20 protein-coding genes and 1 riboswitch are annotated in these 22,413 nt (G+C 31.5%); of the genes, 7 read left to right on the top strand and 13 right to left on the bottom strand.

The genetic code is table 11. The features are described from left to right. Positions 1-132: 132 nt before the first annotated feature. The 4 genes from CD129_RS01150 (at position 133) to CD129_RS01135 (ending at position 5,557) form a co-directional block, all read left to right on the top strand. The gene (locus CD129_RS01150) at positions 133-930 is read left to right on the top strand and encodes an ATP-binding protein (RefSeq protein WP_078358148.1); all 798 of its coding nucleotides are present in this window, start codon (positions 133-135) and stop codon (positions 928-930) included. Positions 931-940: 10 nt separating this feature from the next. Continuing rightward, positions 941-2,827 (top strand): vWA domain-containing protein, encoded by a 1,887-nt coding sequence (locus tag CD129_RS01145; protein ID WP_115337465.1) that lies wholly within the window; start codon positions 941-943, stop codon positions 2,825-2,827. 111 nt (positions 2,828-2,938) lie between these two features. Beyond that, entirely contained in the window at positions 2,939-4,276 is a 1,338-nt protein-coding gene (gene brnQ / locus CD129_RS01140) for a branched-chain amino acid transport system II carrier protein (RefSeq protein ID WP_078358145.1), read from the top strand. Between the two features lie 78 nt (positions 4,277-4,354). Continuing rightward, positions 4,355-5,557, top strand: a complete 1,203-nt coding sequence (locus tag CD129_RS01135) for a DUF819 family protein (RefSeq protein ID WP_115337466.1) — start codon at positions 4,355-4,357, stop codon at positions 5,555-5,557. Between the two features lie 38 nt (positions 5,558-5,595). On the opposite strand, the gene CD129_RS01130 is transcribed toward CD129_RS01135, so the two are convergent. From CD129_RS01130 to CD129_RS01120, 3 genes are read right to left on the bottom strand one after another with little or no spacing between them, the layout of a single operon-like run. Further along, on the bottom strand, positions 5,596-6,798 hold the full coding sequence (locus tag CD129_RS01130; RefSeq protein ID WP_115337467.1) for a toxic anion resistance protein: 1,203 nt from the start codon (positions 6,796-6,798) through the stop codon (positions 5,596-5,598). Next, entirely contained in the window at positions 6,791-7,504 is a 714-nt protein-coding gene (locus CD129_RS01125; protein WP_115337468.1) for a 5-bromo-4-chloroindolyl phosphate hydrolysis family protein, read from the bottom strand. The genes CD129_RS01130 and CD129_RS01125 overlap by 8 nt, the downstream gene beginning before the upstream one ends. 15 nt (positions 7,505-7,519) lie before the next feature. Next, positions 7,520-7,789, bottom strand: coding sequence for an acylphosphatase (locus tag CD129_RS01120; protein ID WP_078358140.1), 270 nt, complete (start codon positions 7,787-7,789; stop codon positions 7,520-7,522). A 147-nt stretch (positions 7,790-7,936) separates the two neighbouring features. Here CD129_RS01120 and CD129_RS01115 point away from each other — a divergent pair, with 147 nt between their 5' ends. After that, positions 7,937-8,239 carry a DUF1033 family protein gene (locus tag CD129_RS01115; protein WP_078358139.1) on the top strand — a complete coding sequence of 101 codons (303 nt, stop codon included), beginning with the start codon at positions 7,937-7,939 and terminating at the stop codon, positions 8,237-8,239. Positions 8,240-8,407: 168 nt separating this feature from the next. Next, positions 8,408-8,608 (top strand): cold shock protein CspA, encoded by a 201-nt coding sequence (gene cspA / locus CD129_RS01110; protein WP_016912585.1) that lies wholly within the window; start codon positions 8,408-8,410, stop codon positions 8,606-8,608. A gap of 526 nt (positions 8,609-9,134) precedes the next feature. On the opposite strand, the gene lysA is transcribed toward cspA, so the two are convergent. The 9 genes from lysA to CD129_RS01065 all read right to left on the bottom strand — a co-directional run bounded on the left by lysA (position 9,135) and on the right by CD129_RS01065 (position 19,328). Next, the gene (lysA, locus tag CD129_RS01105) at positions 9,135-10,400 is read right to left on the bottom strand and encodes a diaminopimelate decarboxylase (protein WP_107509954.1); all 1,266 of its coding nucleotides are present in this window, start codon (positions 10,398-10,400) and stop codon (positions 9,135-9,137) included. Continuing rightward, positions 10,397-11,470 (bottom strand): alanine racemase, encoded by a 1,074-nt coding sequence (locus tag CD129_RS01100; RefSeq protein ID WP_115337469.1) that lies wholly within the window; start codon positions 11,468-11,470, stop codon positions 10,397-10,399. The genes lysA and CD129_RS01100 overlap by 4 nt, the downstream gene beginning before the upstream one ends. Next, positions 11,470-12,618: a M20 metallopeptidase family protein gene (locus CD129_RS01095; RefSeq protein ID WP_115337470.1), complete on the bottom strand. Its 1,149-nt coding sequence runs from the start codon at positions 12,616-12,618 to the stop codon at positions 11,470-11,472. Before CD129_RS01095 ends, CD129_RS01100 begins: the two co-directional genes overlap by 1 nt. A 79-nt stretch (positions 12,619-12,697) precedes the next feature. Then, positions 12,698-13,417: a 2,3,4,5-tetrahydropyridine-2,6-dicarboxylate N-acetyltransferase gene (gene dapD, locus CD129_RS01090; protein ID WP_107509952.1), complete on the bottom strand. Its 720-nt coding sequence runs from the start codon at positions 13,415-13,417 to the stop codon at positions 12,698-12,700. Position 13,418: 1 nt separating this feature from the next. Next, positions 13,419-14,156, bottom strand: coding sequence for a 4-hydroxy-tetrahydrodipicolinate reductase (dapB, locus tag CD129_RS01085; RefSeq protein WP_115337471.1), 738 nt, complete (start codon positions 14,154-14,156; stop codon positions 13,419-13,421). Next, complete coding sequence (dapA, locus tag CD129_RS01080; protein WP_078358129.1) at positions 14,153-15,043, bottom strand: 4-hydroxy-tetrahydrodipicolinate synthase; 891 nt, start codon at positions 15,041-15,043, stop codon at positions 14,153-14,155. The genes dapB and dapA overlap by 4 nt, the downstream gene beginning before the upstream one ends. Positions 15,044-15,060: 17 nt before the next feature. Continuing rightward, positions 15,061-16,044, bottom strand: coding sequence for an aspartate-semialdehyde dehydrogenase (locus CD129_RS01075; RefSeq protein WP_115337472.1), 984 nt, complete (start codon positions 16,042-16,044; stop codon positions 15,061-15,063). Positions 16,045-16,064: 20 nt separating this feature from the next. Beyond that, entirely contained in the window at positions 16,065-17,267 is a 1,203-nt protein-coding gene (locus CD129_RS01070) for an aspartate kinase (protein WP_078358127.1), read from the bottom strand. An 85-nt stretch (positions 17,268-17,352) separates the two neighbouring features. Then, a riboswitch (Lysine riboswitch) is annotated at positions 17,353-17,528 on the bottom strand. Positions 17,529-17,726: 198 nt separating this feature from the next. Next, positions 17,727-19,328 (bottom strand): ABC-F family ATP-binding cassette domain-containing protein, encoded by a 1,602-nt coding sequence (locus tag CD129_RS01065; RefSeq protein ID WP_107509949.1) that lies wholly within the window; start codon positions 19,326-19,328, stop codon positions 17,727-17,729. Positions 19,329-19,471: 143 nt separating this feature from the next. Between CD129_RS01065 and CD129_RS01060 the strand changes: the two genes are divergently transcribed. Then, positions 19,472-20,374, top strand: a complete 903-nt coding sequence (locus CD129_RS01060) for a CvfB family protein (RefSeq protein ID WP_078358125.1) — start codon at positions 19,472-19,474, stop codon at positions 20,372-20,374. 62 nt (positions 20,375-20,436) lie between these two features. On the opposite strand, the gene pepF is transcribed toward CD129_RS01060, so the two are convergent. Next, a complete protein-coding gene (gene pepF / locus CD129_RS01055; RefSeq protein ID WP_115337473.1) occupies positions 20,437-22,233 on the bottom strand; it encodes an oligoendopeptidase F in 1,797 nt (598 codons plus the stop codon). Between the last annotated feature and the right edge of the window lie 180 nt (positions 22,234-22,413).

Here is a 22,413-nt window from a genome sequence, read left to right as displayed (position 1 = left end):
TGTTGGTGGTTATTATAAAACATACTTTAAAGAAGTATAATTTTTAAAATATTAAACTAGAGAAAAGCTCTATAGTAATTATAGAACTTTTCTCTTTTTAGGTTTACTTATAGTAGATTAAAGGAGAACATTATGACAAATTTTAATAAATATTTAAATAACGATGAAACAATATACAATGATGCATTATCAATGATTCAACTTAATAAAAATATCCTTCTAAAAGGACCAACTGGATCAGGAAAGACAAAATTAGCCGAAACACTTGCAAGAGATTTAAATAAACCTATGCATTCTGTAAACTGTTCAGTAGATTTAGACGCTGAAAGTTTGTTAGGTTTTAAAACTATCGAAACAAATGAACACGGTCATCAAGAAATTGTCTTTATAGATGGCCCAGTTATTAAAGCTATGAAAAATGGTGACATTTTATATATAGATGAAATAAACATGGCAAAACCTGAAACATTACCAATTTTGAATGGTGTATTAGACTTTAGAAGAGCTTTAACAAACCCATTTACTGGTGAAGTTGTCCAAGCTAAAGAAGGATTTTCTGTAGTCGCAGCAATCAATGTTGGCTATATTGGTACGCTACCGATGAACGAAGCATTAAAAAATAGATTCGTTGTCTTAGATATAGATTATATTGATGGCGAAACTTTAAAAATGATTATAAAAGAACAGAGTAAATTAAAGGATGATGAAATAATTGATTCCATTATTCAATTTAATAAAGATTTACGCATTATGTCTAGCCAAGGTCAAATTTCTGAAGAATCAGCAAGTATAAGAGCACTAATCGACCTTGCAGATTTAACTACAGTTATACCAGTTAGACGTGCAATAAAACGCGCAATTATCGATAAAATAGACGATGAAAGAGAACAACAAGCTATACAAAATGCCATTGAATTAATTTTCGAGTAAGGAGAATATCATGAGTGATCGTTTTATATTATTTAATGATGAACAAATCGATGCACAGCAAATTATGATGTTAACAGATCTAGCAAAATTATTACTTGAAGATCCTAATGTTAAAGTATCGTTTCAAAAGTTCCAGCATTACGATCCAATACAAAATACATGTAATGTCAGTTTCACTTGGTTACATCGTCCTGAACATGTAACAAGAGCAGGACTAAAATCTGATATCATGCTAGATACGATTGGCTTTAAACACATTGATCCTTCAATTTATAAGGAAGTATTAGATGAATCATTCGATCATATGAACTTTTTTAAGCAATTGTTTATGCTCATTGAAGAGTATAGATTGTCTAATATTATCATGCAAAAAAGACCTGTAACAAAAAACATATTTAAACATAGATTAGCAGTAAAAGTTAAACAAAATAATAGTCAAATCCATGTATATCAAACAAAAACTACTTATACTGATTTACTATTTTTAGCTATAGAACATGCTATTTTGAACGAAAATTTTATGAATAATATTGCTATACACGAAAATTTTGATGATGCTCTTGTGCAAGTTTTTAATAGATTAACTCAAATTTTTAATTTAAATACGTCTGAAGATAGTTATGATTTAGCTGTTAGCATTATGGTACTTGTCGATTATTTATTAAAAGAAGATATGTTAAATCAGTACTATCATATCCCAGAACGAATATACAAAAGTTATGAAGAAGAGTGGTCACTTGAAGATTTAAGTAGACAAGATGCTGCTCAAACTGATCAAAGTAATGAAAAAGAGCACGACCAAGACGAAATTACGACAGAAGAAGCTGAAACAAAAACGGCAGATAGTAAAGCTGATAGTGATTCATATTTAGAAATGGAATTACATGAAGGTGAAAATAGCGATGTACTTTCTGATAACGAACGTGAAGGTGATGCATCTGATGATATGACAGATATGATGGAGAAAAAAGGCAAAGGATCAAATGATACGATTGACGATGAAGAAGGCGGATCACAGGGACTAAACAATCATTATAATTTAAAAGGTGTAAACCAAAATGTCTCATTATCCTTTAATAAACCTGAAATCACACCATCTGATGTTGTTGCTTATAAAAAAGCAGTTGATAGTGTACAGTTTGAAATTAAAGACTTAACGAGCATAATTCAAAAATCTATGAATCATCAATATAGTGATTTAAGAGAAAACTTGACTAAAGGTAGACTACAAAAGAACTTATTAAACTGGTTTATTGATGATCAGTATAAATTATTCTTTAAAAAAGATGCATTTAGTAGAAAACTAGATGCTACATTTACGTTATTAGTCGATGCTTCAGCAAGTATGCATGACAAAATGGAAGAAACTAAAAAGGGTGTTGTGTTATTTCATGAAACGCTTAAAAATCTTGATATAAAACATGAAATACTTGGTTTCAGTGAAGATGCGTTTGATTCTGATAAGCAAAATCAACCTAATACGATAGAAAAATTAATTTTATATAACGAATCTACACTAAAACAAAATGACGCTAGAATTATGACACTCGAACCTCAAGATGATAATCGTGATGGCGTAGCGTTAAGAGTTGCTACACAACATTTACTACAAAGATCTGAGGCACAAAAATTCTTGATCGTGTTCTCTGATGGAGAACCTTCAGCCTTTGATTATGCAGAAGATGGTATTATTGATACACATGAAGCAGTCATTGAAGCTGACAAACAGGGGATCTACGTATTCAATGTTTTTCTTAATCAAGATGTAATTGATGAAAGTATTAAACGGACTGTTCATAATATTTATGGTAAGCAAAGCCTATTTGTAGAAGGTGTTGAGAATTTACCATATCAACTGGCTCCGTTACTGAAAAAATTATTATTACAATCTATATAAATGAATTTGAAAATATTTACATTTTTTTAATTTTCAGAAATTTCATATAGACGAAAACTTTCTCCAATGATAAAATATAGATTATTGTAAGACGTAAAAGGAGTAAAATATATGAATAAGAATATTTTTGTAGTAGGATTTATGTTATTTGCGATTTTCTTTGGGGCAGGGAATTTAATTTTTCCACCTGCACTAGGATTATCGAGCGGCAATTTCTTTTGGCCAGCAATATTTGGGTTTGTTATAACGGGAATAGGTTTGCCTTTAATTGGTGTAATCACAGGATCAATTGAAGAGAAAGGGTACAGAGTATCATTAGGGAAGATACATCCTGTATTTGCAGTTGTGTTATTAGTTGCTATTTCTTTAACAATTGGACCGCTATTTGCTATACCACGTACGGCAGCAACATCATTTGAGATGGGAATAACTCCGATATTTGAAACAACGAGTTCAATGTCTTTATTTATTTTCACACTCATTTACTTTATTATTGTATTTTACTTAAGTTTTAACTCAAGTAAAATGGTAGATAAAGTTGGGTCAATTTTAACTCCTTTACTGCTAATATCAATCACAGCTTTGATTGTTAAAGCATTCATTACTTTAAGTGGTGAATCTACTGTATCAGGGGATCCTGCTGTATATAGTAGTAGTGGTACTAGCTTTGGTAAAGGTTTTGTAGAAGGTTACTTAACAATGGATGCAATTGCTGCCATTGCTTTCTCTATGATTGTTATTACTGCAATTAAGAGTAAAGGTGTAACAAAAGAAACTGGATTATTTAAACAAACTATTTTTGCAGGAATTATTGCTGCAATAGCTTTAGGTTTCATTTATATTTCATTAGGCTGGATCGGAAATCATATGAATGTTTCAGCTGAAACGATTAAAGAACTGAATGCTAACGGTCAAAATATCGGAACATACTTACTAACATCTGCAGCAAATTTAGCATTTGGTGAATTTGGTAAATATTTAATCGGTATAATCGTAGCATTAGCTTGTTTAACAACAGCTACAGGCTTGATTGTTTCTGTAAGTGAATTCTTTAATGAATTATTACCTAAAATTTCTTACAAATGGTTTGTAGCAATCTTTACTTTAATTAGTTTTATCCTTTCAAATCAAGGTTTAACAACTGTAATTAAAGGTTCTTTACCAGTATTACTTGTGCTATACCCAATTGCAATTACTGCAGTGTTATTAATTTTATTAGCTAAATATGTTAAAACACCACCAATTGCACAACAATTGGCTGTAGCATTCGTTACAATCATTTCATTTATATCAGTATTTAATCAAATGGAGTGGGCAACAATTGGATTTATTAGTAAATTACCTTTAGCTCAATATCAAATGGAATGGATACCATTTGCAATTGTAGGATTTATTATTGGATTCATCATAGGTAAAGTGAAAAACCAAGCACCAATAGAATATAGCTAAATTATACGAGGCTGAGACAAATTAATTGTCTCAGCCTCTATTCATAATATTTTAAGTAAAAATAAAGGGGCTGATTTAATGTATTTAAATGCAATCATCAATAAGGATGAAACATGGCTTTTATGGGCTATATTAGTTAGTATTGCTGCACTCAGTATTTTTTTAGAACAAAGATATGCCTTTGCATCTAAAATTACTGGTGCCATTATAGCGTTAATTGGTGCTATGTTATTATCTAATCTTAATATCATCCCAATAGCATCTCCAGTTTACGATCAAGTTTGGAACTATGTTATACCTTTAGCAATACCATTACTGTTATTTAGATCTAACATCTTTAAAATATGGAAAGAAAGTAGACGTTTGTTATTTATTTTCTTAATTAGTTCAGTAGGAACAGTAGTAGGTGTTACAATCGCATTTTTATTATTGCATCAATTTATACCTGAATTAGATAAAATAGGTGCTATGATGACAGGTAGCTACATAGGAGGCGGCGTGAATTTCGCAGCACTTAGCACTAAATTTGAAACGCCTGGTGAGCTTGTTTCCGCCACAGTCGTAGCAGATAATAGTGTAATGGCGTTTTATTTTATAGTACTCATTACATTACCTAATCTAAAATTTGTAAAAAAATATTTTAATAGATTGAGCACTGATAATAAAGATACAGAGGGAAATAATGCAGAAACATACTGGAAAAGAAATGAAATTAGTTTAAAAGATATTGCTTATTCATTAGCAATTGCATTCGTTTTAGTTGCTATAAGTTTTAAAATCTCAGAACTTATCAATGCAATGGTACCTAAAAGTAATCCTTTTTTAGAGATTTTAGTAAGTATTATAGGAGATCAATTTTTACTATTAACAACATTGACACTTATTGCAGTAGCAGTATTTAGTAAATTCTTTGAAAATTTAAATGCTTCAGATGAGCTTGGTACATTTTTAATATATATTTTCTTTGTGGTAATAGGGGTGCCAGCTTCAATTCCAATTATCATAAAAACTGCACCATTATTATTTATATTCGTAGCAATTATTTTAATATTCAACTTAGCAATTACACTTTCATTCGGAAAATTGTTTAAGTTCAATATTGAAGAAATGATTCTAGCTAGTAATGCTAATGCAGGAGGACCTACTACAGCAGCTGCCTTAGCAATTTCAAAAGGTTGGCATAGTCTCGTTGGTCCAATATTAATTATAGGTACACTAGGTTATGTCATTGGAAATTATATAGGCACAATGATGGGGTATTTCTTAAGTCAATTTATGTAATCTATAGAAAAAAGGAACTTCGTTAACGAAGTTCCTTTTTATGATTTAAACGAATTTCTCAATTGATGTTGTTCATCTTTGAGTTGTAAAAGTTTTGACTTTAAATCTTCTTCAAGTGTTTGTAATTCTTGCTCTGCTTGTTGACGTTTTCTTGTACCATCTTCTTGTATACGAAGTGTTTCTTGAATTGTATCTACTATATTCGTTTGCGTTGTCTTCAAAGTTTCAATATCTACAATACCACGTTCATTTTCTTCAGCCGTTCTGATTGCATTTTGTTTTAGCATTTCAGAATTTTTTAAGAGTAATTCGTTTGTTGTATCTGTAACTTTCTTTTGTGCTTCAGAAGCACCTTGTTGTCTTAACAATGTTAAAGCGATAGCCATTTGATTTTTCCACAATGGAATACTTGTCAAAATAGAACTTTGAATTTTTTCTGCCAATGTCTGGTTAATATTTTGTATCATTCGTATTTGTGGGGCTGATTGCAACGTAATTTGTCGTGATAGTTGTAAATCATAGATTCTTTTTTCAAGACGATTTATATATTGCTGTAAATCTGCTAATTCTTGTACATCCATTTGATTATTAGATGATTTAACTTTATTCTCTAGCGCTACTAGTTCGTTTCGTTTTAATTCATCACGTTTTTTCTCAGCTGCTGCAATATAAATGTTTAATGCATCGAAATAGGCTTTGTTTTCTTCGTATAGTTGATCCAGCAATCCAACATCTTTCATTAGCATATTTTGAGATTTTTGTAATTCAACTGATATACGGTCAACTTGAGCACCAACTGATTGATATTTACTGAACATTTCATTTACAGAACGTTCAGCTCTTCTAAATATTCTTTTTAGTCTAGATTTATTTTGTTTCTGTAATTCATCAGGATTTACTTCTTTTAATTTGTTCATTAAATTTCTTAATGAAGAACCAATTGGACCGACATCTTTAGATTGCACTTGAGTCAACATTTGATGAGAGAACTGTGATAATTTATTTTGAGCTTGCTGTCCATACAATAGTAAGCCATCATTATCTAATGGTTTAATTTGTTTAGCAATTTCGTCAATTTTACGCTGATCTTCATCAGAAAACGATTTTTCATATGTTGATGTCACATCAGATTGTCCTTGTTGTTCTGAAACTTCTGCTTTTTGTGGTGTTAATTCATTTGATGAATCTTTAAATGGATCATCAATAAGGTCGTCAAATAGGTTTTTATTTGTTTCAGTCATCGTTACGCTCCATTTCATATTCGTATTTTTTTGCCTTTTTTCTTAAATTCACTTTTTCTTTTGTCGATTCAGGAATAGCTTGCGTATAATTATTTCTATCTTTAGCTATATCAGCAAGTTCCATTTCAATATCTAATTGATGATAGCTAGATTCGTTTAGCTGTTTCAAATCTGCTACTAAAGTTCTTTTGTTTTCATCAATAGTTAGTTTCGTTTGTTTCAATTTAGCTTTTTCTTCTTTAGACTTATTAGGCATGCGTTGTAGCATTGTATAATTTTCAATTAAATTCACCGTATTGTCTAAATGAGAATAGAAGAAACTCTCAACTGTGTAAAATTTTTCAGGCGATTGTTTGACTGCATTATAAATTGTACGCGCCAATTTAGCGACTTCATTTAAATTCTTAAATTCGCTATATGATCTTACACGCATATAGTTCTTATAAAGACGCTTCAGTTTTGGTTGAGCAACGTTTAATTGTTTTCTTATAAAATGAAATTCACGTCGCGTTAAGCCCATCTCTTTTAAATATTTTCTTGAGCTATACCATTGAATAGGTAAAAAGCTTAATACATATGAACCAGCAAATACTGTCATATCAATAATAAAATTTAAATCCAATTGAAAAATACTAAATAAAAATGCGATAAATGATATAGGTACAGCTAGTAGTGCACCTAATACATATGATAAATTATATTTCATTGTCATCTTCCTAATTTATAACGTTTTGAAGTGCTTTGTTTTCTCATCTAATGTCGTATCATCAATTGTATAATTTTCAACAACTGAAGCTGGTGCTGCTCCCTGAATAACACCATTTATAAATTGTTCTAAGTTATCATCATTGCCACTAGCATATATCTCTACATAGTCGCTAACATTTTCAACGCTACCAACAATTTTATACTTTTTAGCAAGTTGTGCTGTAAAAAATCTAAAACCAACACCTTGTACTCGTCCAAATACTTTAATATGTTTTCCGTTCATTTTTATCACCTCATATATCTATTATAAAGGGTTATGTATAAAAAAACTAATAATTAGAAACATACACACAAGCTATTTTCTTGATTTAATTGGTAATAAGATTTAAATTTATTTTAGGGCAATTTTCTAAATAGGGGAGTTTTTTAGATGTATAAAATCGTAACAATCCGAGCAGATTATGAGGGATGGTGGCTGTTTGACGATTGGAAAGATAATATTATTAAAGAAATAGAATGTGTTGATTATGATGAAATGATTACGCAATATAAAAACTTACTTGAAAAATACCAAATTAAATTTACTAATGAACTCGTAGGCAAGCATAATATACATGCATTTTATAATAATTGTGATTTGTCATATTGTGAAGACTGTGAAGAAGACTTACAAATTTTTTATAGTATACTTGTATTAAATGACAATTCTATTTATACACCTTTACCAAATTAATAAAATCTGAAAATATCTCAAATGGTATTGCATTTGAATATTTAGTGACGTATAATAAGTAATAGCAATATCGTTATTCCATATTGCAAATGACATATTTATATTAATTGTGTTTTTTGTAATATGCGAATATCGCATATTGAATTTTAGTCTTGGAGGTTTCACATTATGAAACAAGGTACAGTAAAATGGTTTAACGCAGAAAAAGGATTTGGCTTCATCGAAATTGAAGGAGAAAATGACGTATTCGTACATTTCTCAGCAATTAACCAAGAAGGTTACAAATCTTTAGAAGAAGGTCAAGCAGTAGAATTCGAAGTAGTTGAAGGCGACCGTGGCCCACAAGCTGCAAACGTTGTAAAACTATAATATATATGAATTTGAAAGACTAGAAAGAAACCCTAACATTGTTAGGGTTTCTTTCTGCTTTAAGATAACAATTAATAGCAGTATTATTTGAGACATGTTATAACTTTTATATATAAAGCACCTCGTTAATTTGATTTTTATTGTAATTAATTAAACTATACGAAAGTGCTTTATTTTTTTGTATACAACTTGATATTGTTAACGATTTTGTAAAGTGCTGACGCCTGAGGGGAAAGTATGGGTGAGAGACTACAGGCTCGAACCATACCCCTAGGCAAGCATACACATATATAATCGTAAGATTTTATAAAAATAAATATTAGTTACGATTTTGTAAGTGCGGACGCCTGTGGGAATAGTATGCGTGAGAGACTACAGGCTCGAACCATACCCCTAGGCAAGCATGCACGTACAAAATCGTGGAATTTTATAAAAAATAAGCATATCACTGTAAACTTTAAAAAAATCAGTTAAGTGATATGCCTATTTATTTTAAGTTAGGATATATGATCCAAGCTATTTTAGTTTATTTCACGTCATTCAAAATTAATTGTTTCAACGTTTGTCTTTTTATTACTTCTCTTGCTTTACCATCTTTAACAAATAGCACAGATGGTTTTAACATTTGGTTATAATTAGAACTCATAGAGTAGTGATATGCTCCAGTAGAAAGTACTGCTATATAATCACCAATTTTCGTCGATTTAGGTAATTTCATGTCTCTTCCGATTAAATCTCCAGATTCACACAATTTACCAGCAATTGTTACTTCGTGCGTATCCTCATCATTTCTGTTTACAAGCAATGCTTCATACTGTGCATCATACAAAGCTGTTCTTATATGATCACTCATGCCACCATCAATTGAAACATAAGTATTCACATTCGGTATTTCTTTAATTGTACCAACTTGATATAGCGTAATTCCCGCTTCACCAACTATTGAACGACCTGGTTCTATAGATATTTCTGGTATAGCCATTTCATATTTCTTACTATTTTCTTTGATAGCATCAGTTATAAGTTTAATACCTTCTTCTATAGGATAACTTTTATCCGCTTCTGTATATTGAATACTAAAGCCACCACCTAAATTCAAGATATCAATTTGTATATCATTCGCCTTTAACCATTCAAACACGATTTGTATAGTATTAATCGTTCCATCTGCTTCAAATATTTGTGATCCAATATGAAAATGTATACCTTTAAAATCTATTTTTTCAGATGCTTGTAAAGCACGCACACCTTCTATTGCAGTACCATGTTTAATTGACAAGCCAAATTTACTATCTTCTTGGCCAGTTTGAATAAATTCGTGTGTATGTGCTTCAACACCTGGATTAACTCTTAAAACAGCTTTAATTGGCTTAGAGGCAACACGATTAATACGGTCGATTTCATCTAAAGAATCTATTACAAAGTATTCAACACCACTTTCAATAGCATACTCGATTTCTTCATTTGTTTTATTGTTACCATGGAAGTGTATTTTACTCGGATTGAAGCCACTCGCTAATGCTGTATATAATTCGCCTTCAGAAACAACATCTAAGCCCATTTGTTCTTCATCCATTAATTTAAATAACTGTATACTGCTAAAAGCTTTAGATGCATAAGAAATATTATAAGACAATTCACTTTCTTTAAAAGCTTCATGAAATCTTCTACATTGATTTCTAATTTGTTCTTCATCGTATACGATAGTAGGGGTACCAAAGCTTGCAGCTATTGTCTTTAATGAAACATTACCCATTGTTAGAACACCTTGTTCATTATATTTTACTGTCATGATATAATCTCCTTTATTAATGAATGATGATTCAAAGCACTAATTTGTTCGGAATTAGCACCGACACCTTTAAACGTAAATTCATCTATTCTTATTTTATCACTATACATCGTTACTGTATCGCCGCTTTGTACAGATTCATCTACTTCAACAAACATATGACTCATCATTAAACCACGTATTGGATAGCGCTTTTGATTTATGAGTGCATCATGTTTAGCTCTTGTCTTCAGTATTCCGTCCCCATATCCAATATCCACTACAGCAATGTTACAATCCTTTTCAGCAGTAAATTGAAAGCTATATCCGCATGTTTCTTCTTTTTTAATAGGGCGAACTTGTATTACATTTGCTGTTACAGAAAAATTTTGTTTAGTTACTGTAGTAGGTAAGGTACTATACGGTCTTGATCCATATAAAATAATCCCTAATCGGGCATGTGTATGTTGATCTAGTAAACGATCTTCACGAACATAGCTTGCACTATTTTGTGAATGGATAAATTCAAATGTATAACCTTCGTTAAGAATATGCATTAAACATTTTTTCCAAGCGTCTCTTTCAGTATCGTATTCATTACCATCAAATTCATCAGCATAACCAAAATGCGTCCAAATGCCTTCGATAAGTGATTGATTATCTTTAGAGAGACTTGCATTGTGTTCTAATACTTGTATCATTTCATATTGATCTTTTAATCCAGAACGATGTAATAAATTTTCAAATTCTAAATGTAATTTAATGCCTGATAAAGATTCTAAATGTTCATGATAAAATTTTAAAGAGGGCAATGTCATCGCTATATCATATTGTTTCAATTTTTCAAATTCTATGGACGGATTCATCAAAAAGATATTTACATGTGGATCTAATTTACGTATTCTTACTGCTTCATATAAAGAAGTAGTACTAAAAGTACGAATACCTGCTTTCATAAATGACTCTACAGCAAATTCTAGACCGAAATGATAAGCATCGTTCTTAACGACTGCCATAACGCCATTATCTTGAATGACGTGTTTCACATTGTTTATAAAATTTTGTTCTTCAAATGTTATACGTGCTACCATTAATCGACCTCTCCTTGAGTTAATAATGCTGTATAATAATCAGCGACACTTATTAATACTTCTTCATCAAAATTTAATTTATTTGTATGAAGTCCATATATATAATCTTTTTGTATGTTTCGTGTACCAAAAAATACAAAATAACTTGGTGCTATATTGCGATAAAAGCTAAAGTCTTCACCAAACAAATATGGTTTTTCTAATTCATGTTGTGTTAGGTTTAGTTTAGTTAGAGCTTCTTTTACGTTTTTATAAAGCGTAACATCATTTGTAGTAGGTGGATAACCTTCAGCAAATTTAACAGAACAAGTTACACTAAATAATAATTCTACGCTTTCTGCTATTTTATGCATTTGATCTTTAACAATTTGAAGATCATTTGTATCATATGTTCTAATTGTACCTTCTAAATAACCATTTTGTGGAACAGTATTTATTGCTTCTCCCACATTAAATTTTCCAATATGTACGATATTACGGTTTAAACCATTTAAATGAAATTGCTGTATTTGTGAAACTTGCGACAATATATGCATCATTGCTTCTGAAGCTGCTTTGCCTTCTTCTTTACTTGCCACATGACTAGATAGACCATTTAAATAAAATCTATATTCAGTAGCACTAGCTGTGATTTCGTCATTTTTAAACGCTACAGTTCCAACATCTTCAAAAGGCATGATATGTATGCCGTATATTTTATCTATATTGTATTTATCGAATACTTTAGATTGAATCAATTGATTCGCACCAGCTTCTGTTTCTTCAGAAGGTTGATAAATAAATACAACATTATGAGGTAATTGTCCTTTGTCATATAGTGCTTTACAACGTTTTGTAAAAAGCATTAATGCTGTTGTATGACCATCATGTCCACAAGCATGCATCACATTATCTACTATACTTTTATAAGAAATTTCATTCACTTCTTGAATTGGTAATGCATCTATATCTGCTCTATAAGCAATCGTTTGATTTGAATTACCCTTTAAATATCCTATAACACCTGTTGAAATAGGGCGTTCATATGGAATATCTAGTTCATTTAAAAATGATTCAATATATGCCGTTGTTTCATATTCTTGCATACTTAATTCAGGATGTTGATGCAAGTATCTTCTTGTATTTTTAACAAATTCTAATTCAGACATTAAACTCAGTCCCTTTATAGTATGTATAGAAAACGCCAATCAGTTTGATTGGCGCATTCATTTTATATTGTGTATATAATTATTGATTTAAATTACGTAATGCCGATACAATTTCTTTTTTGCCATCTTGAACATCTGCTGATTGTTTAATTACTTTAGCAGGTGTACCAGCAACGACTGCACCTTCAGGAACATCTTTCGTTACAATAGCACCAGCTGCTACAATTGCACCTTTACCAACTCTAACACCTTCAAGAATGACAGCATTTGCACCAATTAGTACATCATCTTCAATGATAACAGGAGATGCACTTGGTGGTTCTATTACACCAGCTAATACTGAACCTGCACCAACATGAACATTTTTACCTGTTGTAGCACGTCCACCTAAAGTAGCATTCATATCTATCATTGTTCCTTCTCCAACAACTGCACCAATATTTATCGTTGCTCCCATCATAACCACTGCGCCGTCTTCAATAACAGCATGTTCTCTTATGAAAGCACCTGGCTCTATACGTGCATTTGTATTTGTTAAATCTTTTAATGGGATTGCAGAGTTACGACGATCATGTTCAATTTCTAAATCAGTAAATGCTGATTTGTTTTCTTCATAGAAACGAGTCCAATCTTTAGCATCACAAAAAATTGTTTTTGATGACTCTGAACCGAATACTTTAAATGACTCTGGAAATTCAACATTATCAAATTGCCCGTTTACATAAACTTTTAATGGCGTAACTTTCTCCGCCTCACTAATATATTGAATAATTTCTTCTGCTGTAAAATCTTTAACCATGTTAATTTCTCTCCTCATTTAAGTTATTGTATGTGTAATATCCATTTTCTTTATTTACTAGTACTTCAGCTACATTAATAGCACCATTTGCAAAGATATCTTTTGATTGAGCACGGTGTGTAATTTCTATTGTCTCATCATGCCCTGCAAACAATACTTGATGCTCTCCAACAATTGTACCACCACGTTGAGAGCTAATACCAATTTCTGCTGCATCTCGTTTAGACGATGACTCATGTCTATCATAAATTGGCACTGATTGCGCTCTTTTTTCTTTAATTGCATCATATAATTGTACAAGTGTTCCACTTGGTGCATCCACTTTCTTGTTATGATGCTTTTCGATCATTTCAATATCGAAGTCTTCTAAAAGTGGTACTGCATATTGAATAATTTCTTTAAGTATATGAACACCATAACTCATATTAGCACTAAAGAATACTGGCATATTTGCCGATTTTACTTTTAGTTGTTCAATTATTTTTTCCTTGTCACCAGTTGTTGCAATAACTAAAGGTAATTTAAAATCTTCTTCTAATAAAGGTAATAATAATTCTGGATTCGAAAAATCAATCGCAACATCCGCTTCTGGAGCTTTAGATATAGAATTGAAAGCAGGGTAGGGGTATTGTTTGGATGGATCCTTGACAACAACGCCTACAATCTCATTATCTCTTTCTGTTGCTAATCTTGCGACGCGCTCATTCATTGCGCCATAACCAATTAATAATATTTTCATTGTTTTACACCATCTTTGAAAGTATTAAATGCTTCGCTTAAAACTTTTCTTTCTTCTTCATCTAACGTCACAAGTGGCAATCTTACTTCATAATTTCCAAAGCCTAATTCCGAAGTTAATAACTTAATTGGAATTGGATTGACATCAACACTTAAATGATTTAATAAAGTTACAATATCCTCATTTAAAGTAGTAGCTTTATCAAGTTGATCATTTGAAACATAATCATATAATTGTTGAGTTTCATTTGGAATGACATTGGCAACTACTGAAATCAAACCTTCGCCACCTAAGCGGTAATAATCAAACATATTGTCATCATTACCACTATATAAAGCAAAGTCACTAGGTAACTGTTCTTTTAACGATTTAGCATATTCCAAATCTCCTGTCGCATCTTTAAGTGCAACTATATATGGATTTTCACTTAATTTAAGAACAGTATCAATTTCTATTGTCATGTTCGTTCTTGAAGGCACATTATATAATACAACTGGAAGTTCAACTTCATTAGCAATTTTAGTGAAATGTGCAATTAAACCACGTTGACTCGTTTTATTATAATAAGGTGTGATTAACATAATTGCATCTGCACCTAATTCTTTCGCTCTAATTGACTCATCAATAGAAGCCTGAGTGTTATTCGTTCCAGTGCCAGCAATGACAGGAACGCGTCCATTCACTTTTTTAATTCCCCATTCTAATAGCGTTTTTCTTTCTTCGGCAGTTAATGTTGGATTCTCAGCTGTTGTACCGTTGATAATAATACTTTTAACGCCATTATCTATTAAAAATTCTATATGGTTTTCAAATGCTTCGTAGTCTACATCCTCATTTGTAAATGGTGTTGTAAGGGCAACGCCTACACCTGTAAAAATATGTGACATACTTAACACTCCTTGTTTTATTTATTTAATTGCATAACTTGTTCTAGTACTTGAACGGCATTTAAACTTGCACCTTTTAGTAAATTATCTGAAGTACACCAAATATGGAAAGTATTATCTAAAGAATCATCTTTACGAATTCTTCCAACAAATACTTCATCTTTACCAGTAGAGTGTATAGCTAATGGATATTCATTTTTTTCAACATTATCTACCAAAACTACACGGTCATCTTCATTAAATAAATTTTTAATATCTTCAACTGTTGCTTCTTTATCTAAAGTAACGTTGATGTGCACACTGTGGCTATCTTGAACAGGTACACGTACACATGTTGCTGTAACATTAAGTGTCGGTTGATCTAATATTTTTCTTGTTTCTTCGATCATTTTTTGTTCTTCTTTTGTATAACCATCTTCTAAAAATACATCTATATGTGGTAATACATTATTATAGATTGAGTGAGGGTAGTTCTTAGGTGCTTCACCTTTCTCACCATTAGACAAATCTTCGCGTCCGGCAAGTCCTGAACCTGATACTGCTTGATATGTTGTATAAGCAACTCTTTTCAAACCAAAAGTATCTAATAAAGGTTTTAATGGAACGACTGATTGTATTGTTGAACAGTTAGGATTTGCAATGATTTTTCGATTTAACTTAGGTGTATTAACTTCTGGAACTATTAAATCTATCCCTTCATGCATTCTCCATTGACTAGAATTATCTATTACAATAGCACCATGCTCTTCAAATAGTGGGGCAAAAGTTTTACTTGTACCTCCGCCAGCGCTCATAATAACGTAATCGAATTGTCCATTTGTTTTCTCTTCAGTTAATGCTTCAACAACATAAGTTCTACCTTGAAATGCCACTTCTTTACCTGCTGATCTAGGTGATGAAAATAATACAAGCTCATCAAATGGTATATTTTTTCTATCTAATACTTCTAATACTTTTTCTCCTACTAAACCTGTTGCACCAACAACTGCTAATTTTGTCATTTTTTTCACTCCATAATCAATTATATATTAAATGCTTCACTTAAAATTCGAACGGCATTTTCGCCTAAATCACGATCAACTACATAAGAAATACTTATTTCTGACGTGGTTGTTTGATAAAAATGTATATCATTAGTAATCAAAGTACGGAAAGCTTTAGATGCTATTCCTGACATATCTCTCATGCCCGTTCCAATTACAGAAAGTTTAGCGTAATTATCTTTCATTTTATAACGTAGGTGAGGGTAATCCTCTGTTATGCTAACTATAATTTCCTCTATTTGATTGACATCGGAATCTTTAATCGTAAATGAAAGTTGTAAGCCTTGTTGATTTTCGATTTGCGAAATCATATCAACATTCATAGATTGTTCTTCTAATGAATCAAATAATTTTTGTAGTAAAGCAAAATTTTGCATAGGATATGTTAAAGTAACATGAATCATATGTGTATCTAATGCTACTCCTGTGACTGCTTTCTTCTCTAAAATTTCTGCTTGTGGCATAATCCATGTTCCTTTCACATTTGATAATGTTCTTCCAAGATATAAAGGTATGTTATAATTTTTAGCAATTTCAACACTTCTTGATTCTAAAACTCCTGCACCTAATGCACTCATTTCCATCATTTCTTCATAAGAAACTTCATTGAGAAGGTGTGCTCCTTTATATATTCTAGGATCTGTTCCATATACACCATCTACATCAGTATATATTTCACAAGACGTATCTATACTTGCAGCTATTGCTACTGCGGTAGTATCTGAACCTCCACGTCCTAGAGTCGTAATCTCAAGATGATCATTTACACCTTGAAAGCCTGCAACTACAAGTATGTCATTTGTTTCAAAAGCTGTTTCAAATCGATTAGCATCAATTTCAGCAATTTTACTCTTTAAATGATGACCGACTGTCTTAATTCCAGCTTGATAACCTGTCATTGCTTTCGTTTGAACACCTATATCATTTAATACCATTGAAAGATATGAAATGGTCTGTTGTTCACCGGTTGTTAGAAGCATTGCTAAATGCTCATCTTTAGGTTGAGAGGTAAGTGTGCCAATATTTTCGAGCAAAGAATCTGTCGTTTTGCCCATAGCACTTACTACCACTACTAATTGTTCTCCATTATCAATGCGAGACTTCAACATATACGCGATATTTTTAATCTTGTTAAAATCACCGACGGATGTACCGCCAAACTTTAATACACTTTGAGCCAAAATAATTCCTCCTGTAAATCAGAGGTCAACGCCTTAATATAAACAAAAAACAAGTTCGGCATCCGAACTTGTTTTATTATATATATACAAGTGATGCACTCCATTATTCCTAAGATAATGACAGACACTTAGCTCTTAACCTAAATGTCCAACGTAATATCTCTGCAAAAACATTACGTTTCGGCATCGCACCCTTTCACTCCTTAAAGATTGCAGTCTAACAGGGGAGTTACTAATGATTGATGCGCCTCATCAAAAACATATTCAATTGGTATGCATTCATTATACATAGAAAGAATATTGATGTAAAGAGAGAAAACAGATAAATTCAAAAGTTCTAACTATTTAAACAATTAATGGAAAAACATGGTTTTTAATAGATATACAACTTAATTCGTTTTTATATTAAAAGAAGCTTCAATTCGGCAAAAGTCGAATTGAAGCTTCTCAATATAAATATTAGTTATAAACGCCTTGATCTCTCAAGTATTCATCATAAGTGATTTCTTTAGAAATTGCGCCGTCTTCTTTAAGTTCTATAACTCTATTTGCAATTGTGTTAATAAATTCGAAGTCGTAAGATGTGAAAATTAGAGAACCTTTGAAGTTCTTTAATCCGTCATTTACAGCTGTAATACTTTCTAAATCTAAGTGGTTAGTAGGCTCATCAAGTAATAATACATTAGAGCTTGATAACATCATTTTACTTAACATACATCTAACTTTTTCTCCACCTGAAAGTACACTTGCTTTTTTCTTAACTTCTTCACCACTAAATAACATACGTCCTAAGAAACCTCTTAAGAATGTTTCTGTTTGTTCTTCAGGTGGTGCATATTGTCTTAACCAGTCAACTAAGTTCATATTAATTCCTTCAAAGAATTCTGAATTATCTTTAGGTAAATATGATTGACTTGTTGTAACGCCCCATTTAACTGTGCCTTCATCTGGCTCAATTTCACCAGCTAATATACGTAGTAGGGTAGTTTTAGCGATTTCGCTTTCTCCTATTAATACTGCTTTATCATTAGGATTCATAGTGAAAGATACGTTGTTTAATACTTTATTACCTTCGATTGTTTTAGAAACACCTTGAACTTGTAATAACTCATTACCAATTTCTCTTTCAATATTGAAATTAACAAATGGATAACGTCTAGATGACGGTTGAATATCATCAAGTTCAATTTTATCAAGCATTTTCTTACGACTTGTAGCTTGTTTAGATTTAGATGCGTTAGCACTAAATCTAGCAATAAAGTCTTGTAACTCTTTAATACGTTCTTCTTTTTTCTTGTTTTGGTCTTGAGCCATTTGAGAAGCTAGTTGACTTGATTGATACCAGAAGTCATAGTTCCCAACAAACAATTTAATTTTACCGAAATCTAAATCGGCAATATGAGTACATACATTGTTTAAAAAGTGTCTGTCATGTGAAACAACAATTACAGTATTTTCAAAGTTAATTAAGAAATCTTCTAACCAAGCGATCGCTTTAATATCTAAACCATTTGTAGGTTCATCTAGTAAAAGAACATCTGGATCACCGAATAAACTTTGTGCAAGAAGCACTTTAACTTTTTGGTTGTTTTCTAACTCAGACATTTGTTTGTCATGTAATTCATCTTTAATTCCTAAACCTGAAAGTAAAACAGATGCATCTGCTTCAGCATTCCATCCATTCATTTCAGCAAATTCACCTTCAAGCTCTGCTGCACGCATACCGTCTTCATCAGAGAAATCTGGTTTCATATAAATTTCGTTCTTTTCATTCATAACTTGCCATAATTTTTCATGGCCTTTTAAAACAACTTCGATTACTTTTTCATCTTCGTGAGCAAAGTGATCTTGTTTTAAAACTGCTAAACGTTCATCTTTACCAAGTGAAACATGACCAGATTGAGAATCTAATTCCCCTGATAAGACTTTTAAGAACGTTGATTTCCCTGCTCCATTGGCACCTATAAGTCCGTAACAGTTACCTGGTATAAACTTAATATTTACATCTTCAAATAGTTTACGATCACCAAATCGTAAACTTACATCAGTGACTTGTAACATTAAATGACTCCTTTTCATTAATACTTCTACCGATGAATTATATCATAAATAACACAAAAAAGGGCAAGAGATTGAACAGTCGTTACACGAAGAAAAATACATGTTATAATGAATAAACGAAAAACATAAGAATGGAGAATGACATGGCACAAGATAAAGATACACTTGTAGGTCGTATTGACTTTTTAAAAGTGGATAGATTGGAAGGTTCAACATACCATCTACTTGGACCAAGTAGTGAACGAATTAAAATGAATGCTTCAGAAGTTGACGAGGATGATCAATTAGAAGTTGGAGAAGATTATAGTTTCTTCGTATATCCAAGTCGATCTGGAGAACTATTTGCTACTCAAAATATGCCTACAATAACGAAAGATCGTTATGATTGGGTAAAAGTATTAAGAGTAGATAGAGAAGGTGCAGCAGTGGATGTAGGATTGCCTAGGGAAGTATTAATACCTTGGGAAGATCTACCAAAAGTAAAAGAATTATGGCCACAAAATGGTGACATGATTTTCTGTACACTTAGAATAGATAGTAATAGTCAGATGTTCGCAAGATTAGCGACTGAAACAATCGTTGATACAATGTTTAAAACTGCTGAAGAATCAACATTACATCAGCATGTTAAAGCTAGACCTTATAGATTATTAAGAGTAGGAACATTCTTATTATCTGAAGAGGGCTATAAAATATTCGTACACGAATCAGAACGTCGACACGAGCCAAGACTTGGTGAAGAAATGGACGTTAGAATTATTGGAGTAAAAGAAAATGGAGAACTTAATGGTTCATTTTTACCATTAGCTCACGAACGATTAGATGAAGACGGTCAAGTTATATTCGATTTACTAGTAGAATATGATGGAGAATTACCATTCTGGGACAAGTCAGATCCAGAAGCTATAAAAGAAGTATTTAATATGAGTAAAGCTAGCTTCAAACGTGCAATCGGTAGATTATATAAACAAAAACTTATCACAATAGAGACAGGTAAAATCACAATCACTCAAAAAGGTTGGTCTCAAGTAAAAAAAGAAGATTAATATAAAATTTAACCCGCCTTCACTTGTGAAGGCGGGTTTTTAGTTTGAAAATATATTATAATTTATTCTATTTCATCAGTTAACTGTTCTAGCTGGTCAATCAAATTACCAATATATGAGATAGTTTCTTTTAATGGTTTATCAGTTGTGACATCTATACCAGCTAATTCAGCGAGTTCAACTGGTGATTTTGAACCTCCTGATTTTAAAACGTTTAACCAATCTTCAACTGCGGTTTGTCCTTCTTTTTCAATGCGCTGACTCATTGCTGTACCAATTGTAAGTCCTGCAGAATATGTGTAAGGATATAATCCCATATAATAGTGGGGTTGACGCATCCAAGTTAATTCTGCGCCTTCAGTTATTTCTACTTCATCTCCCCAAAAGTCTGAAATAACTTGTTTTTTAATTCCATTTAAAAGTGGGGCAGTTAAAGCTTCACCTTTATCCACATGTCTATATACTTCTCTTTGGTATTTAGCTTCTAAAAGATGCGTAACCATATTATGATAATACGTTCTTGAAATGATAGAACTAATTACCCAACGTTTAAATTTAGGATCGTCTGATTTTTTCAATAAGCTATTTGCCATAAGCATTTCATTCATTGTAGATGGTGCTTCTACAAAATACATAGAACAATCAGCTTGATATACATTTTGATGAGCATTTGCTAAATTAAAATGTCCTGCATGTCCTAATTCATGAGCTAATACAAATACTTCAGTCATTTTACTTGTCCATGAAATAAAAATAAATGGGTTAACGCCATATGGACTTGCACAATAAGCTCCTGTTTGTTTTCCTTTATTTTGAGGAAAATCAATCCAACGTTTATCATAACTATCATTTACCATTTTCATATAGTCTTCGCCTAGAACACTCAACGCTTCTTTAATATATTCTTTAGAACCTTCTATAGAAACATCTGGTTCATAAGTTGGATCTAACGGTATACGTAAATCTTCAAATTTTAGTTTATCTAAATTATTTGTGCGTTTTAGTAATTTGGCATATTTTCTCATATGAGGTGCCGATTCTTCAGAAATAATATCAATTTGTCTATCATACATATCTCTCGTAACATCTTGAGGTTCTAATAAGAAATCTATCACTGAATCATATCCGCGTAATTCAGATTCTATTTTCTCTTTCTGAACATGTGCATTGTAAGTTGCAGCTGTCGTATTTTCATAACGACGTAAAGCTTCACTGAATTTTTTAAAGGCATTTCGTCTTACTTCAGTATTTGAAGCTACTTCGTAATCACCTTCAAATGAAACGTAATCCAATGGAATACTTTCTCCATTCGCTTCGAAAGTACCAAATTCAATATCTAGCATTTTAGTAATTCCATACATTTCATATGGCGCACCAAAAGTAGGCGAGAATGAAGCGAGTGTTTTTTCTACTTCAGGATGTAATGTATGTGCTTTTTGACGTTTCAATAAAGATAAATATTTAGGATATTCAGATTGCTTAATTAAAGCATTAAAAGCTTCTTCATCTAACTGTAAAATTTCTGATTCAACGAAAGATAAAAGACCAGCAATTTTACCATATGTAGTTGAGAATTGAGCAGCTACTTTTTGACTTTTCTCATTTGATGTATCAGTAGAATACAATAATTCTGCATATGTACTTAAATGTATAATACTGATGATAATGTCAGCTTGTTCATTTAAAGCTGATTCTATAGTTGAAATTTCATTTAATTGATTAACATACTTTTCATTAAATGTAGTGACTGTCTTTACTAACTCTTCTAATGAACTATAAAAAGCATCATTATTTTCAAATAAACTTGTAAGATCCCATGTTTCTTGAACAGGAACTTCATTTCTAAGCATTTGTCCCATTTAATTAATCATCCCTTTATATAAAATTTGCAATGTTCTAAAAGTTGCTTATTCTTATTATAGTATTAATCATTTTATAGTACAATTTTCAAACATACATACCATTTGTTTAACTTATTTAACAAAAAGATTATTATTATATTAAAAAATATAATTAATATAATAATAATCGGGTATAAT

The organism is Mammaliicoccus fleurettii, from assembly GCF_003970575.1.
Lineage (GTDB): Bacteria > Bacillota > Bacilli > Staphylococcales > Staphylococcaceae > Mammaliicoccus > Mammaliicoccus fleurettii.
The sequence above is the reverse complement of the archived record's forward strand: the minus strand, read 5'-3'. Positions and strand labels throughout refer to the sequence as shown.

What these genes read in the sequence shown, in the direction of transcription:
- dapD (WP_107509952.1), bottom strand. Translation starts at nt 13,417, where the DNA reads ATGGTTAAAGATTTTACAGCAGAAGAAATTATTCAATATATTAGTGAG.
- CD129_RS01120 (WP_078358140.1), bottom strand. Translation starts at nt 7,789, where the DNA reads ATGAACGGAAAACATATTAAAGTATTTGGACGAGTACAAGGTGTTGGT.
- CD129_RS01065 (WP_107509949.1), bottom strand. Translation starts at nt 19,328, where the DNA reads ATGTTACAAGTCACTGATGTAAGTTTACGATTTGGTGATCGTAAACTA.
- CD129_RS01150 (WP_078358148.1), top strand. Translation starts at nt 133, where the DNA reads ATGACAAATTTTAATAAATATTTAAATAACGATGAAACAATATACAAT.
- lysA (WP_107509954.1), bottom strand. Translation starts at nt 10,400, where the DNA reads ATGACAGTAAAATATAATGAACAAGGTGTTCTAACAATGGGTAATGTT.
- CD129_RS01095 (WP_115337470.1), bottom strand. Translation starts at nt 12,618, where the DNA reads ATGTCTGAATTAGAATTTGTTAAAAATACAAGAAGATACTTGCATCAA.
- pepF (WP_115337473.1), bottom strand. Translation starts at nt 22,233, where the DNA reads ATGGGACAAATGCTTAGAAATGAAGTTCCTGTTCAAGAAACATGGGAT.
- CD129_RS01135 (WP_115337466.1), top strand. Translation starts at nt 4,355, where the DNA reads ATGTATTTAAATGCAATCATCAATAAGGATGAAACATGGCTTTTATGG.
- cspA (WP_016912585.1), top strand. Translation starts at nt 8,408, where the DNA reads ATGAAACAAGGTACAGTAAAATGGTTTAACGCAGAAAAAGGATTTGGC.
- CD129_RS01075 (WP_115337472.1), bottom strand. Translation starts at nt 16,044, where the DNA reads ATGACAAAATTAGCAGTTGTTGGTGCAACAGGTTTAGTAGGAGAAAAA.
- brnQ (WP_078358145.1), top strand. Translation starts at nt 2,939, where the DNA reads ATGAATAAGAATATTTTTGTAGTAGGATTTATGTTATTTGCGATTTTC.
- CD129_RS01100 (WP_115337469.1), bottom strand. Translation starts at nt 11,470, where the DNA reads ATGGTAGCACGTATAACATTTGAAGAACAAAATTTTATAAACAATGTG.
- CD129_RS01115 (WP_078358139.1), top strand. Translation starts at nt 7,937, where the DNA reads ATGTATAAAATCGTAACAATCCGAGCAGATTATGAGGGATGGTGGCTG.
- CD129_RS01060 (WP_078358125.1), top strand. Translation starts at nt 19,472, where the DNA reads ATGGCACAAGATAAAGATACACTTGTAGGTCGTATTGACTTTTTAAAA.
- CD129_RS01130 (WP_115337467.1), bottom strand. Translation starts at nt 6,798, where the DNA reads ATGACTGAAACAAATAAAAACCTATTTGACGACCTTATTGATGATCCA.
- dapA (WP_078358129.1), bottom strand. Translation starts at nt 15,043, where the DNA reads ATGTCACATATTTTTACAGGTGTAGGCGTTGCCCTTACAACACCATTT.
- CD129_RS01125 (WP_115337468.1), bottom strand. Translation starts at nt 7,504, where the DNA reads ATGAAATATAATTTATCATATGTATTAGGTGCACTACTAGCTGTACCT.
- CD129_RS01145 (WP_115337465.1), top strand. Translation starts at nt 941, where the DNA reads ATGAGTGATCGTTTTATATTATTTAATGATGAACAAATCGATGCACAG.
- dapB (WP_115337471.1), bottom strand. Translation starts at nt 14,156, where the DNA reads ATGAAAATATTATTAATTGGTTATGGCGCAATGAATGAGCGCGTCGCA.